Annotated in this window: 14 protein-coding genes, 1 tRNA gene and 1 other RNA gene; 5 read left to right on the forward strand and 11 right to left on the reverse strand. The window is 37.9% G+C overall.

The annotated features are described in order from the left end of the window. Window positions 1-187 precede the first annotated feature (187 nt). Window positions 188-940, reverse strand: coding sequence for a hypothetical protein (locus tag O3C63_07460; protein MDA0772765.1), 753 nt, complete (start codon window positions 938-940; stop codon window positions 188-190). Between the two features lie 295 nt (window positions 941-1235). Here O3C63_07460 and O3C63_07465 point away from each other — a divergent pair, with 295 nt between their 5' ends. Then, complete coding sequence (locus O3C63_07465) at window positions 1236-2054, forward strand: hypothetical protein (GenBank protein MDA0772766.1); 819 nt, start codon at window positions 1236-1238, stop codon at window positions 2052-2054. Window positions 2055-2288: 234 nt separating this feature from the next. On the opposite strand, the gene argC is transcribed toward O3C63_07465, so the two are convergent. Next, the gene (argC, locus tag O3C63_07470; GenBank protein MDA0772767.1) at window positions 2289-3356 is read right to left on the reverse strand and encodes an N-acetyl-gamma-glutamyl-phosphate reductase; all 1068 of its coding nucleotides are present in this window, start codon (window positions 3354-3356) and stop codon (window positions 2289-2291) included. Window positions 3357-3440: 84 nt separating this feature from the next. Here argC and O3C63_07475 point away from each other — a divergent pair, with 84 nt between their 5' ends. Together O3C63_07475 and O3C63_07480 are read left to right on the forward strand one after the other, a co-directional pair. Further along, complete coding sequence (locus O3C63_07475; GenBank protein MDA0772768.1) at window positions 3441-5069, forward strand: N-acetylmuramoyl-L-alanine amidase; 1629 nt, start codon at window positions 3441-3443, stop codon at window positions 5067-5069. Continuing rightward, window positions 5066-5791 carry an aspartate/glutamate racemase family protein gene (locus tag O3C63_07480; protein MDA0772769.1) on the forward strand — a complete coding sequence of 242 codons (726 nt, stop codon included), beginning with the start codon at window positions 5066-5068 and terminating at the stop codon, window positions 5789-5791. Before O3C63_07475 ends, O3C63_07480 begins: the two co-directional genes overlap by 4 nt. Before the next feature lie 216 nt (window positions 5792-6007). Here O3C63_07480 and O3C63_07485 read toward each other — a convergent pair whose 3' ends face one another. The 5 genes from O3C63_07485 to atpC form a co-directional block, all read right to left on the reverse strand. Further along, on the reverse strand, window positions 6008-6484 hold the full coding sequence (locus O3C63_07485) for a hypothetical protein (protein MDA0772770.1): 477 nt from the start codon (window positions 6482-6484) through the stop codon (window positions 6008-6010). Window positions 6485-6539: 55 nt separating this feature from the next. After that, window positions 6540-7949: a hypothetical protein gene (locus tag O3C63_07490; protein ID MDA0772771.1), complete on the reverse strand. Its 1410-nt coding sequence runs from the start codon at window positions 7947-7949 to the stop codon at window positions 6540-6542. 14 nt (window positions 7950-7963) lie between these two features. After that, window positions 7964-8173 carry a hypothetical protein gene (locus tag O3C63_07495; protein MDA0772772.1) on the reverse strand — a complete coding sequence of 70 codons (210 nt, stop codon included), beginning with the start codon at window positions 8171-8173 and terminating at the stop codon, window positions 7964-7966. 36 nt (window positions 8174-8209) lie between these two features. Further along, an RNA gene (gene ffs / locus O3C63_07500) (signal recognition particle sRNA small type) lies at window positions 8210-8309 on the reverse strand. 170 nt (window positions 8310-8479) lie between these two features. Beyond that, a complete protein-coding gene (gene atpC, locus O3C63_07505) occupies window positions 8480-8911 on the reverse strand; it encodes an ATP synthase F1 subunit epsilon (GenBank protein ID MDA0772773.1) in 432 nt (143 codons plus the stop codon). A 115-nt stretch (window positions 8912-9026) separates the two neighbouring features. Between atpC and O3C63_07510 the strand changes: the two genes are divergently transcribed. After that, entirely contained in the window at window positions 9027-11753 is a 2727-nt protein-coding gene (locus tag O3C63_07510) for a pitrilysin family protein (protein MDA0772774.1), read from the forward strand. A gap of 55 nt (window positions 11754-11808) precedes the next feature. Here O3C63_07510 and O3C63_07515 read toward each other — a convergent pair whose 3' ends face one another. Genes O3C63_07515 through O3C63_07530 form a run of 4 tightly spaced genes read right to left on the reverse strand, consistent with a single transcriptional unit; the run spans window position 11809 to window position 14539 of the window. Further along, window positions 11809-12261, reverse strand: a complete 453-nt coding sequence (locus tag O3C63_07515; GenBank protein MDA0772775.1) for a hypothetical protein — start codon at window positions 12259-12261, stop codon at window positions 11809-11811. Continuing rightward, window positions 12255-13511, reverse strand: coding sequence for a hypothetical protein (locus O3C63_07520; protein MDA0772776.1), 1257 nt, complete (start codon window positions 13509-13511; stop codon window positions 12255-12257). Before O3C63_07520 ends, O3C63_07515 begins: the two co-directional genes overlap by 7 nt. Then, window positions 13501-13944, reverse strand: coding sequence for a SufE family protein (locus tag O3C63_07525; GenBank protein MDA0772777.1), 444 nt, complete (start codon window positions 13942-13944; stop codon window positions 13501-13503). Before O3C63_07525 ends, O3C63_07520 begins: the two co-directional genes overlap by 11 nt. Then, a complete protein-coding gene (locus O3C63_07530; GenBank protein MDA0772778.1) occupies window positions 13922-14539 on the reverse strand; it encodes a hypothetical protein in 618 nt (205 codons plus the stop codon). Before O3C63_07530 ends, O3C63_07525 begins: the two co-directional genes overlap by 23 nt. A gap of 155 nt (window positions 14540-14694) precedes the next feature. Here O3C63_07530 and O3C63_07535 point away from each other — a divergent pair. Then, window positions 14695-14768, forward strand: a tRNA-Cys gene (locus tag O3C63_07535). Window positions 14769-14886 lie beyond the last annotated feature (118 nt).

The raw sequence follows: 14886 nt of genomic DNA on the forward strand, positions 1-14886 counted from the left end.
GATTAATTGACTAAAGTAGTCATGAAATGCCCAATAACTTCGTTACGCTCGTCCTTATTTGCCAGAGCAAACTCTTGAACATTTTCTAGCAACTTTAGTTGATTTGCGACTATGTGTCCAGGTTGTTTAAACAAAAAAAATCGAGGCTAGTAGAAAACTTAGCCTCGAGATTTTTTTGTATTAATTTCTATCCTTTGGTAAAGTCAATTAATTCTTTACGTCTAGATTTCTCTTCGTTTACTTCAGCATTCCAATGTTGCTCTTCAACTCTAAGCTCACCCATCAATGCTCTCGCTTGATAAAGTAGTTGTCTAATACCATCCTGCTCCAATGGAAGCGGTTGACCGGCAGCATCAACTTGCTGGAAGTCTAGAACACCTTTGTGCATTGCACCAGTGAGTCCAGTATATGTTGGTAACAACTCTGCAGCGTTAATACCTTCCGAGTCTGCTCTTCCTGGTGGAGGGGTAATTGCTGAATTTGGATCAGCAGGATCTAGTAGTGCACCGCCATAAGCCTTAGCGTAGTCTTGTTGGTATCTTGCATATTCATCAACATTGACTTCACCATCAGCATTGAAGAATTGATATGCACCTTTGGCTGAGTCTCGTACTGCGATTAAATTTGGATCAGAGTTAACGGATTCTGTTTCTCCAGTTGCTATATTTAATTGCATTATTTCTGTTGTTGCGGCACCTGTCGCTGGATCTGGCACGTAGCCATATTTAGAATCGATGGTTCCATTATCTCCGTAGATTTTTGCGATTTCGCCTAAACCTCCATCGAGATCCTGATCTCCGTAGATATCACCTACGTCAGTACCACCGAGGATTGCCTCTTGTAATCTGTTTTCAAGTAAAGCTATTACTTGTTGTTGTTTGTCGATTTGCGATCTAATGATCGATAATCTTATAGTTGGATTGCGTCCTGTTAATGACATAATCTGTTCTCCTTTGTTTTGGTGTTATTGCCTCGCGGGCCCGGGATGGGTCTTTGAGATTTTAACTACTGCTAGAAACACCGACTGTTTCCTAAGCAAACTATTCTCTGTACTTGTCTATCGGCTTTGTGGGCTAAAAGATTAGTACAAATGAATAAATGCATAACAGGGTTATGGATTAGTTAAGGGGAATGAAATTTTTTTAATATTGGGTCAATTTGCCTAACTTGCTATTATTGTCATTAAGAGCTACGTTTTAATTGGATATAAATTAAGCGTTGTTTCATTACTCATAATGGCAGAATTAATAAATATAAAAGAACACGATTTCGTTACTGATTTCTTTAACCAGAGCTTAACTAAAGATCATTTGGCCAGGTCTTACTTGCTTACCGGCCGTGATCTTGGCTCCAAGCATCTATTAGTCAAACAGATGAATATGGTTTTGAATTGTTCTGCTAATAAAGACCTAGTTTTACGAGCGGCTTGTGGAACTTGCCAGAGCTGTAGATGGATAGAGCTAGCTACACATCCTCGAAGTCCCATTTATTTAAGACCGGATCTTGAAAGCAAGACACAAGTAATCAAAGTAGATCAAATTAGAGAACTTCAGGGGGAGTTGTCACAAAGCTCTGAGTTTTTTAGAATTGTAATTATCGAAGATGCTTCGTCTGCGGTTTTGAATCCCAGCTCATCAGCTGCATTATTAAAAACAATTGAGGAAGCTAGAGAGGGTACTTTGTTTATGCTTTTTGCTGAATCGCGCTCGTCAGTGCTTTCTACTATCGTAAGTAGATCTCAAGTACTTGCATTAAATGACAACTCTGATAAAGAATTTACTGAAGCTGCTCGCGAGCTTAGTGACGAGCTTCGTGAGTTTTTGGAATCAAATAAATCTAGTTCACGATTGGCACAACTAATCAAAGCAGAAGAAATTTCTAGTCGCGAGAATAAAGATCTTGTTGGCGCTTTGCAAATATTGCAAAATTATTTTACTAATGGTGTTGACTTAGTTGATGCAGATTTGGTTTTGCAATATGAAAAAGCAATTAGTAGTTTGAAGAGTTCTGTTAGACCGCAATTGGTTTTGGCTGAATTGTTTTTGTTAAATTAAAATCTTTTAAGTTTGTTGTTTTTTTATTCCGAATGTAGTGAAAACTCGAGAGCTTGCTCTGGGAGGATTGAACGGAATGACGATCAAAGTTTTGCCGGTCATTTGCTGTTAAGACAGCTGTTGCACCAGCAAGAATAAATTCTAGTTGTGGAGGTGGAGCTCTGTCTAGTAGATTCTAGAATCTACCATAATTAAAGTCACAAAGAGCAGCTCATGACGAGCTGCTCTTTTGTTTTAGCTAAGCCCTAACCCTTCTTCTAAACCAAAGATCAAATTCATATTCTGCAGAGCTTGCCCTGCAGCACCCTTCATCAGGTTGTCAATTGCACAAGTGATGGTGGCGCGCTTGAGTCTTGGATCGTAGTTGACTTGAATAAATGCTTTATTCGTGCCAACCGCCCATTTGGTTTGCGGGTAGAGTTCAGGTTCTAGTACTTTGATAAATTGCTCAGCAGAGTATCTTGTTTCATAGAGCTTGCGCAGCTGCGCTTCACTAGTGTCTTTGGTGAAATTAATATAGCAAGTTGTCAAAAGACCAACTGACATTGGTACTAGATGCGGAGAAAAACTAAGCTCGATTTTTTTGCCGCTAATTTCTGAAAAAAAACATTCAAGCTCAGGACCGTGTCTATGCTGGTTTGCTAGCTTGTACGGTGAACAGGATTCGTTGATCTCAGAGAATAGTAAATTGGTTGCAGCTTTGCGTCCGGCGCCGCTGATTCCTGATTTGCCGTCAATAATGATTGATCTAGTGTCGATTGAATCAGCCATCGCTTCAAGTATCGGAGCGAGCGCTAGTATTGAAGAAGTTGTGTAGCAACCAGGGTTGCCGATTATTACTGCAGCTGATTTTGCAGCAGCTTTAATTTGAGCTCTATTAAATTCAACTAAACCATAAACAGCTTGAGCATTAATTGCTTGATCAGTTCTTTTAAAGCCGTACCACTTAGTATATAAATCTAAATCCTTGAACCTGTAGTCAGCACTAAGATCGATGCAATGGATTGATTTTGCAATTAGACCTGGTACATGTTTATGAGCAATTCCATTGGGAGTTGCAAAAAAGACTAGGTCAATCTCATTTTTGTTTAAATTAAGAATTGCTTCATCATCAATATCGCTACATTCGATATCTACTAAGCCTCTATATTCGCTGTAGATTGAGGAGAATTTCTGTCCAGCGTATTGCTGTGAAGCAAGGAAAACAATCTCTATATTGGGGTGTTTAGCCAGTAATCCAGTTAAAGTAGCTCCAGTATAGCCGGTGCTGCCTAAAATGCCTACTTTATATATCTTAGCCATTATTAGTTTTATAGCATATGTATGACGCTTGAAGGGTGAAATACATATTTGCGAAGCTTCGATATTTGCTTTAATATTAGTGCAATGTCTTATATTTTTAGATATCTGATTATCTGTTTGGCTTTTTGTTTTGCCAGTTTGGCTGCATCGGCTAAGCAAATTGAAATCAAAGAAATTGCACTTAATAATACGGTTCTTGAAGTGAACCATGATTCTGCTAGTGATTTGAAATTCAAAAAAAGAATTTATGAAAATCCACCAAGATTGGTCTTTGATATTATTGATGCGCATTTAGGTAATAAGAGCTTTGTTTATAATTTGCCAACGGGGTTGGATGTTACTAGGGCAAGAGTTGCTCAATTTGACGAGAATACTGTGAGAGTAGTTACAGAAGCTACTACGGTAACTGCACTTGAAAAAGTGAATATCGAAAATATTGGCAAGACTTTGTTTTTTAGGTATGCAATTAATGATGTAGTAATTCAGGATTTTGGTTTTGAAGATGGTAATATGCGTATCACGGCTGATGGCGCTTTAGTACCAAGATCAATCATGTTGGATAATCCTGAAAGGCTGGTGCTAGACCTTATTGGAGCCAAACTTAAAAGCCCAAGTCAAGCAAAAGTTTATCAAAATGGCACTGAAGAAATGAAAGTTACACAATTTGATTCTTCAATAGTCAGAGTTGTTTTTACTGGTAGAAATACTCATAAAAGAGAAGTTCGAATTAGCAATAATGAAATGCAGGTTTTAGTTCTGGGTGAGGGGAACGAGAAAGAAGAACAATTCAAAGTAGACAATAAAGTTTTGTCAATTAAGCTACAACGCAACACCAAAGAAGAAGTTGTTTATGCTGTTGAGTCTTTAAAGAACCTTGATTATAAATTTTTGAAACTGCATAATCCTGAACGCCTGGTAGTTGATTTGATTGGTTTGGATTATGACGATGCTCTTGGTGCAGAACAAATACCAGAGACTGAATTCGTTCAAGACTTGCGTTTTGGTTTAGCTACTTTGGGAAAACCTGTCACTAGAATTGTTTTTGATATGAAAACCAAGAATGTCATTGAGGAGTTTAAGGAATCAAATGGCTCTAAAACCCTGTTGATTAGAATGATTGGAGTTTCTGCTGACAAAGTTAAGGACGGTATAGAAATAGAAGCTGCCCAAAAAAGTGCCGGGACAGTAGTGGTCTTGGATGCCGGACATGGTGGCTATGATTCTGGTGCCGTTTATGGTGGTTATAACGAAAAAGACATCACACTTGATATTACCCGCAAGGTTCAGGAATATCTGGATGCTGCAGGAATCAATGTCTATATGGTGAGATCCGAGGATAGATTCATTTCACTAGCTGAAAGGGTTGAAGTAAGTAATGCCGTAGACCCTAAGATTTTTGTTTCGATTCACGTCAATGCTTTAATTACTAATCCAGAGATGCAGGGTTTGCAAAGCTATTATTATTCTACAACAGGAAAACAATTGGCTGCTGTGATACACAAGCAACTCTTAACTGATGTTAAAATGCCAGACCAAAGAATTAGGCATGCTAATTTCTGGGTGACGAAATTTACCAAAGCGCCTTCTGTTTTGTTAGAGCTTGGTTTTATGACCAATGTTGCAGAAAGAACGAAATTAGTGAAAGACAGTTATCAAAATGATTTAGCCAAATCAGTTGCACGAGGAATAATTAATTACCTGGAAGGTTTATGAGACTTGGCTTCTATGATTCAGGTTTGGGCGGGCTCTCAGTTCTAAAAGAGTTTATTGACAGGTACGGTTCAAAGTACTCATATGTATATTTCGGTGACTCAGCGCGGGCTCCTTATGGCACTAAGAGCGCTGAACAACTTAAGAGCTATGTTTTGGAGATTGCTGATTTTATGCAAGAGAAACAAGTTGATGTTTTGGTTTCTGCTTGTAATTCTAGTTCGATGTACCTTGATGAAATGAATTTCGAGGATTATTTTTTTCAAATTATAAGTTTGAATGATGTGCTGGCTAAGTATTTTGAAGCGAATCAATTTGATAAACCAGTTGCTTTGATCGCCACTCAAGCAACTATTGCTTCTGGGAGATATAAAAACTGGTCTGTGGATATTCACCCAGTTGCTTGTACCGATTTGGTGCCCCTTATTGAAACTGGTAAATTGGATGAAGCGAAACTAAATTGGCAAGCTCACTTGAAGAATTTGCCTGAGACTATTACAGACGTGATTATTGGTTGTACTCATTATTCTTTTTTAGCTAAGGGGGCAGATTATCATTTTATTGATCCTGCAAAACTGGTAGTTGAACAATTTGCAAGTTCTATTTTTGATGATGGTTTGTTGAATTATCAAACAAAAGATAAAGAATTAGATATTGATGTGCATTTTAGTAAAGCTGATGAGAAATACCTTGAGCTTGTTTCTAGTTTATTGGAAGGCAAGTAATCTTAAGGGCACACTGAATACTTGTTTTGAAAGTCGGAATTATTTCCAAAGGCAACACGCGCATTGCGCGCGGTTGCTACCTTTTTTGAGCGACCTGTATATCGAAACTGTGTTTCGAAACAGGTCTAAAGACTTGTTTTGAAAGTCGGAATTATTTCCAAAGGCAACACGCGCATTCCGCGCGGTTGCTACCTTTTTTGAGCGACCTGTATATCCTTAAGTTGCCTCGTGAGCACTCAACCATGTTTTGATTTTACTGTAATTGGCTTTAACATCATTATTGATGATATTATGGTTTGCTGAGGCTTGCATGCTGGTTTTAAGTTCTTGCATATTCGGTTTGCTAGCAAATAAATCAAATGACTCAAGTAAGTCTATGTCTAAAACGATACCTGTTCTGTTTAAATTAAAGGGATTGACTTTGAAATTGAATTCAAGAGGACCAAATTTTTTGCAAATCTTATTTTTGGGTTTTTTACGTTTTTGTGATTTTTCTAGACTCCTGTATGAATCTGTTTCAGTAGAGACTGTATTATTTTTTTTGAAGTCAAAGTCTGCGCTGTTAATTCCTTCAGGGATTTTAATTGTTTCAAGGATTTCATAGTTCTTGATGCCACTAGCCAAGGCTGGGCTGAAAGCTAGTGATAGAGCTAGAGTTATTGCGTATGTAAAATAGAGTAGGTTGTTTTGCATCTCTATTTGTTATTTACCCGATTTTGATTAACTCTTTGTTATCACCTAGGTGCCGCTATCTGAGGGTATTTGCTGCAGATGAACTAGAACTTGCGTGAATGTAGATCTTTTGGTGGATGTGAAAACCCCCTATTAGAGCTTGTTCTATTTGATTGAGCTGAGTTCTTTGACAGATAATGCTGTTACTACCACCTAGTCCTGCGCCACTTATTGAGCTTCCAAATACACCATCTAAACTATTACTAAAGTCTTGTAGCTGATCATTAATTAATGTGCTGGCATGGTAAATTCCAGAATGTGAAGCGAGTGATTCTTCGGTATTGAACTTGTATGTTTCTTGCTCTTTGGGGCTGCATGCTAGCCATTGACCTTGCTCTTGTTTGAAGTTGGATTCTGCTCTATGAGAGAGGTTGAGGTGTGCTCCAAGTTTGCTGGCATCTAGCTGGTCTTTGAGTTCTTTGACTCTGGCTCCTTCTGCTAAACCATAAAGTGCCAATCCTCTTAATTTAGGATCTTCTATATCTTCAAGGATTTTAAAGATAACTGGTTCGTTATATTGATAAAGTAAATCACCGAGGAATTTGCAATTATATTTCTCGGCTATCTTATTGATTGATTTATATGCTGCGATGTTTTCATTGGCTGCTTGAAACTCCTTGAGGTTTTTGTCTGCCTTGATTGAACTTGTTACTGTCATGATTCCAAGATCTTTTGGGATTACTTGATAGATAATTTCAAGATTGGGTTCTAGTTTAATAAAACTAAAGTGATCTTTTTTGCCAAAAATTTGGGCGCTCTGATCACCTAACCCAGACTTGAAGCCTCTACTGTGTTCTATGTCTTGAAAGAGTTTGAGCAAGTCATGGATTTTGTCTTTGTTCTCTATTCTTGTTTCTATAGTTTTGAGACTAGCCTGCCATTCTGAGTTTGGGTCTAGTGAGACTAGTGCCATTGCCGTACTAATCATTAATGCGTGTGATGAACTAAGTCCGGCTGCTTCCGGAAGATCACTGTTGTACACAAGTGTGATTCCTTGTTTGTCTTTAACAAACTGAGTGTATAACTGGCAAGCATAAAAATACCACTTGGATTTTTCTACTTGAGCAATCTGACTTTGTTCTAGTTCGACGTTTTCAAATTGTGAATTTTGATTAATTAGAATTAGTTTATTAGCATCATTAGTTTGTGCAGCAATATAAATATCTCTATCATCCAAAACATACAATAAGTCGTTGTTGATATAGTCAGCGTGCTTGCTTAAGCTAATCCTGCCTGGGCAGCGGCTTATAGTACATGCTTTATTCGCTAGCAAAATTGGCTCTTGAAGGAGTTCTTTGATTCTTTGTTTCTTATATTCAAGAATTGATGTGTCAGAATATTGTTCTTGAATTTTGTTTGTAAAATCTGAATTAGCATCAGCTAATTGTTGAAGAAGATTGTTTTTAGTTGTGGAGCTTTCAGCCATTAGCTTTGAGCCAATTAAGACTGCATTGATTGGATTTTAATTGCTTCAATTAAATCATTTGGTTCTATAGAACCTTGCTCTAAAAGAATTCTTCCAATCGGATATTTTTCATCACTAGATTGTTTGGCTTGAATATCCAATGCTTTTTGGAGCTCTTCCTCTTTGAGCGCACCAAGTTGAATTAAAATTTCACCAAGTTTGTATCTTTTCTTTTCTTCTACCATGAAGACTTTATACCCATTTTTACTAGATTATTTCAAGAGGGATAGAATGCTGCAGACACCTAAAAGCTTTGAGCTTATGGCTGCTTGGTTTCCCATCTGACCAGGTTTGCAGGCCTTTACCGCCCGCAGCCTAATAATTCTAACATCTTCATTGAAGGCATTGTCTAAATCTCCAACTGCTGCGTTATACTCGCCATCGTTTATCTTAATAAGCTTCGGGAACGCCCTTGCGGGCTCTTGTAAGCCTTTCATTTAGGGATTTATCAAACGCCTTTCAGTGAAAGGAGATATTACACGAGTCTGGTATTATATCGATTTAAAAAGCCTAGCTGTCTTAAGTCTCAACAACTCTCTCTGTAATCTGACTTCAGCTATTATAAGATTGCTATCTGTCTTACTAGCTCTTGGGCTTAATAGTTTAAACTCCGTTTCAGCTTTTTGGACTTCGTTTTTGGCTTCAGCTTCATCAATCTGAGCTCCTTGTTCAGCAAAATTGGTCAAAATTGTTATTTTGTTGTTGCTTAATTCTATGATCCCACCAAGCACAGCAAAAACATCTTGTTTACCATCCGCTAGAGTGAAACGAACCGGAGTATTATCCAGCTTGGCTCTTAGCTCTGCGTGGTTATAAAGAATACCGATTTCACCTTGCTCTGTTTTGGCAATGAGGTTTTGTACCTTCTCTTGGAGTAGGACGCCTTCTGGGGTGATAAGTTCAAGCTCTAGTAAGTTGGCCATATAAGTGATTGTAGCATTATTTAAGGCAAGTGCTATTCTATATTCTGTGGTCAAAAAGCTAAGAAAAATAAAAAGGGCTTTCTTCGGAAGCCTGATAATAGGGAGTTTAATGTTTATGAATGCAAGTAATGCAGATACGAGCCCAAGGGTCAAAATTAAAGGGGTTAAATTCGTTAAATCCTTTGCTGGAATTGATGAGTATCAATTGGATAATGGGCTCAAAATCCTACTTAAGCCAAAGCTAGACCTACCCGCTTTGTCATGGCAAGTTTGGTACAAGGTTGGTAGCCGTAATGAACAGCTTAATAAAACTGGGATTGCTCACTACCTTGAGCACATAATGTTTAAGGGCACTAAGACTTTTGCCAAAGGTGAGATTGCTCAGGCGATTCAACTTAGAGGTGGGGTTTTCAACGCCTTTACTAGTGATGATTACACTGCTTATTTTGAAAATTTTGCTCCTGAAAATTTAGAGCTTGCTATCAAGATTGAATCAGATAGAATGCAAAACGCAAGAATTGATCATGATGATGTTGAGCTTGAACGTAGCGTTATTGTTTCTGAGCTTGAAGGTAATAAAAATGACCCACGAAGAAGTCTTTATGAGACTTTGAGAAACTCAGCGTTTAGTGTTCACACTTACCGTAACCCGGTTATTGGTTACAGAGGAGATTTGGATAATATTAATTCCAAAAATATGCGTGAGTTTTATGAAAACTATTATTACCCCGATAATGCTGTTGCAGTTTTGGTTGGTAATTTTGATATCGAAAATGCATTAAATTTGATAAGTAAGTATTTTGGAAAATACAAACCTAAAGACAATAAAAGAGATAAAACACCTCAGGAGCCTCAGCAAGAAGCTTTGAAACAAATGACTATTCGTTCTGATGGACATTTAAAAATGCTTGCAATGGCTTTTCATATTCCCAAGTTTGATCATGAAGATAGTGCGCCGCTTAGTTTGCTTTCTGATGTTATATTCTCTGGTTTAACAGGTAGAATTTATCCTAAGTTAGTTGATGCTGGTTTAGCTAGTTCTGTTAGTGGGGTTTCAGAACCTAGTCATGATGCTGGTTTGTTTAGAATAGTAGTTAATTTGAATCAAGATGCAGACATCGCAGCAGTTGAAAAGATAGTTGATACAGAGCTTGAGCTAATTAAGCGCGGAGCAACAGCAGCTGAGATTGATTTAGCTAAAGCTAAAGAAGAAGCTTCATATGTATATGAACGTGATGGTGTCTATGAAGAAGGTTTGCAAATAGGCTATTTTGAAGCTATTACTAATGATTGGACTAAATATGCAACCTGGGTTGATGAAATTAAAAAAGTAACCAATGAAGATATAGTTCGTGTTGCAAAAGAATATTTTATTCCGAGTAATAAAACAGTTGTTTATTTATTGCCAGAGAAAGCACATGAAGCACTTGTTGAGCTTGATGAAAAAGAAGTCACGAAGGCTCTTGATCCTCTTAAAACAGCCAACTATGGTGCTGCGTCTGTTGAACCAATAGACCAAAAGAAATTAAAACACTTACTTGAGATTACTAAGCCAAAATATTCTAAAAATACTGTTTCTAGTAAATTAGAGCTTGAGTTTAAAAATATTGAAGGCGATATTGATTTGCATTTCCGTGAGGATCATAGCTTGCCTTTGATTTATCTCAATGCTAATTTCTTTGCTGGATCTTTTGCTGATGAGGATAAGATTGGTTTGGCTTTCTTTACCTCTGAATTACTTGAACGTGGTAGTTTACTGAAAGATAAATATGAAATTGCTCGTCAATTGGATCTTTATGGAGCGAGTATTGGTTTTGAAGCAGGACGCGAGAACTCCAAGCTTGAAGTTGCTACTTTGTCGCGTTATTCTACTGAGGTTTTTGCCTTATTGAAAGAGATTTTGGAGCAGCCTGCTTTCTCTGAAGAAGAACTTGAAAGACTTAAAACAGAAACTATCTCTAAATTGAAAGATGAGAATGAATTCCCTAGAACGATTGCATCAAGAGAACTCAATCGAATGATTTATCCTAAGGGTCACCCTTATTATGCGTCTAGTGTTGAAGAGAGAATTAAAGCTGTTGAGTCAATAATTATTGAGGATATCAAAGTCTTTTATAAGAAACATTATAACGCCAAGAACCTTATGGTATCTGTCGTTGGTGATTTGACTGAAGCTGAAGCCAAAACGATTGTTTATGATAGTTTCAAAGATTGGAATAAAGATGGACTTGATTTAAATGGAAACAATAGACCTGAGATTGCCTTGGTTGATTTAACTGAAGCTGAAGAAAAAGTCATCTCAATGCCAGACAAAAAACAAACAGAAATAAATATGGGACATTCTTGTCCTATAGATAGATTACATCCGGATTTTTATCCGCTCTTGATTGCTAATTATGCTTTGGGTGGAAGTTCACTCTCGTCTCGTTTGGGGACAGCGATTCGTGATGATAATGGTATGGTATACAATATTAGAACTTCTTTTGCTGCTAGTCTTGGAGCTGGTGCCTTTAAAGTTGTACTCGGTTGTAATCCAGCCAATACCCGCAAAGCAATTGATTTAACCAAAGAAGTGATTGCGGACTTTATTAAAACAGGTGTTAACCAAACAGAGCTTGAAGTTACTAAATCGTATTTGATTGGTTCTTTTGCTGTTAGAACACTTTCTAGTAATGAAGCAATTGTTGAAACTATGTCACAACTACAGCTTTTTAAGTTGGGTGATGACTATATTGATACTTACGCAGAGCGTGTGAATGCTATTACGCTTGAGCAGGTTAATACTGCGGTGAAGAAATATATTCATCCAGGCAGCTTCAAAGTTACCATCGTTGGCCCTTAACTGGCTCTAAAACCTCCATCTGCTACGTTGAGTTTTGCATTTGAAGCCTCTAAAATCAGTTACCTAACAATAATTTTTTGTTAGTTACAAAGCGGACACCAATCCCATCCCAGCTATACTCCAAACCTGTGGTATTACCAGCATCAACCCAGAAATATACCTTAAACTCATTGTCTAGTTCTGAACGCTCAATTATAAGCTCGAAACTTGGATCATAGGGCTCAAAACGAAAGCTATTATGCTCGCTTGCAAGAAATTGCTTGAGCTGAGTTTGCATGGTCTCAAGTTCATTGTGCGGGCTGATAGCAAAAGCAAACTTGCCGATTTCTGCTGTGGTGCCAAGAGCGGTTGTTGCTGTTTTGTTTTGTGATTTGAATTGATAGCTCTTGTCATTCATCTTTAGTTCGATTTGATAATTGAGCCATTTATTGTCATCAATAGTTATTTCATCAAGTAATTTAATCTCTACAGAGCAGGGTGAATTGTTATTGTTGGATTTGATTAACATGCGTTCAGTACCTCTCTGGCAGCAAGCTTGGCACCGTCAAAGCCACTAAGCTGGGTTTTGAGTTCGCTGAATTCTGATTTGATTTTGTAATAGTAATCAGAGAAGTCGCCATTGTATTTTTGTTGGGGATTATGCAGCCATGCTTCGGTCTCATTGACGAAGTTGTTGAGATTGGCGTCGTATTGCAGGAATTCCTTAGCGATACTTTTGCCTGAGATGATGTTGGCTAATCCGGCTATTTTAATTGTTCTAAACAATAAATAAAGTAGATAGTTGATTAGGGTTGATTTGTAAGCAAGGAAATAAGGTGTGGTGTAAAGTGCAGCTTCTAGTGTCACAGTGCCTGAGCAAAGCCAGAGGGCGTCAGCGGCAGAGAGTAGTTTGTGGTTGGCTGCAAGCATGTCATCGGCGTCAAGTATTTCTATATGGTGTGGCTTTTTGTCTTTGGCAAGATTGAGTTTGCTATGCAGTCCATATCTCTGTAGTAAGCTGCGTTTGATATTGGAGGTGCGAGCTAAAATAAACCTGAAATTGAGTTTGGGGTTTCTCTCGATGAGTTGGTTACTCGCTGCTAGCATTAATGGCAGCATATGTTTAATTTCGGATTTGCGGCTACCAGGGAAAAGGCCAATGAGAATTGTTTCGCTGGTTGGGTTTGTTTTACTGCTGAAGCCTTTGCGATATTGAATCTCGGCAAAGCTCTTGAGAAAGTCTTGCTTGGGCATTGCTCTAGTGAGTGAACCTAATACAGGATTGCCTACATATATATGATTTATATTGGCTTCCTTATAAAGCTTTTCTTCAAAAGGCAAGGTGCAGAGTACTTTGTCTATTGATGCTTTGATTGCTTTGATGCGCCAGGGTCTTGATGCCCAGATCTGGGGAGCGATATATTCAATAATTTTGGGTGGGTTTTTAAATTCTGCCTTGATTGATTTAGCCAGTTCAAGATTGAAGCCACCGTAGTCTACTAGCACTACGCAGTCTGGTTGCCATTCTTGTAGTTCTTTGAGTATACGTTTCTTGAGACCCAAAATTTTGCTCAAGTTTGCAACTACTTCTGTTAAGCCAGAAAAACTATATTCACGGTAGTCCTCAATTAATTTCACTCCGAGTTCTTTGAGGATATCAGAACCTAAGGCACGGATTTCTAGTTCTGGTTCTTGTTTGAGTAATTCGATTACGAGTCTAGAGGCGTGTGATTCGCCACTAAGTTCGCCACAAGAGATGAAGATTTTTTTAGCTGGCATGCTCTTCCTTGTTTTGTTTGGCAATGGCGCACATCATATTGAAGGTGTTCATAAATCCGTTGGCTCTTGATGCTGTAAGGGTTTGTCCAATGCCCATTGCTGCGATGAAAGCTGGATCAATATCAAGAACTTCTTGCGGGGTGGATCCATTGATTCCTTCTATTAATAATGCAAGGAGACCTAAGACTAGGTGTGAATTTGACCAACCTTGATATTGTAGTTGATCATTAATTAGTTTGCCACTAATATAAGTCAGTGAAGCACAACCTTTGACTTGGTTCTCTTCTGTTTTAAGTTCTTCGGGGTAGTTTTCTAGTCGTTTGCCTAGTTGAATTATGCGCTCAAAGCGCTTGTCTTTATCTTGGATTTTTTTAAATTGATTAAATCTTTTTAGTAGTATTGTTGGGAGTTTAAATGGGTTCTCTGAATTCATCTACTATATCTTCCTGCTCGTCGTCTGTTTTGAGTGTACGCTTGCTTGTTCTAAATACTAGCCTATCTTTGACTTTGTTCTTTAAATCTACAAATATTTCTTTGATTTTGCGTTTAACTTCAAAATCCTCACCAAGCGAAACAAATGTACTCGGACCAGCCTGCATTTCAACATCTAATAAATCACCCAGGGCTTCAAATAGCGCTCTAAACTTGATCCTGTCAAAGGCATAATCGCGAAAAGTGATCTCATGACTCAGGTCAAAAGACTCGATAAACTGCAGTATCTCTGCGCTACTAATGGTTCTATCAAATTTGATCAGGTTCTTAAGTGACGTTGGTAGATTTTCGTACTCATCAAGGCTATAGTCATAAGCAAGAATTTCTTTCAGTCGTCTGCCTTTAATTATCTTGCGGATATCTTGACGTAATTCATGCAAATACTTACTGTTGATTAATTGTGATACTGGTCCGTAATAATGGCTTTGGGGTGTAACCGTATCGATCTTATTTTGCTGAACAGGTTGTGCAGCAGTAATTGGGCTTGCTGCCCTTAAGAAATTGATGTGATTAATGTTATTACCTGGTATATGCATTGATGTGTTTATGACACTATTTATCTATGACGCTGTACTACAATATTTTGTTCGTATTTCGCATTGATTTTATTTTCATTCTTTAATTAAATTAGATTTGCAATATCTTTATTTGATACTTATTAAATTAGGTTAAAATTTAAACTTATTGCTCTGGTGGTGTAGCCAAGTGGTAAGGCAGAGGTCTGCAACACCTCGATCGCTGGTTCAAATCCGGTCACCACCTCCATCTATAACTAAATTCAATCTAAAGTGGTGTAGTCAGAAGTGCAAGGGCAGGCTGCAGTATCTTCATTGTTGCTTGAAATCCGGTCACCACCTCCATCTATAACTAAATTCAATCTAAA

Source organism: Cyanobacteriota bacterium (assembly GCA_027618255.1).
In the GTDB taxonomy this organism is placed as follows: domain Bacteria; phylum Cyanobacteriota; class Vampirovibrionia; order LMEP-6097; family LMEP-6097; genus JABHOV01.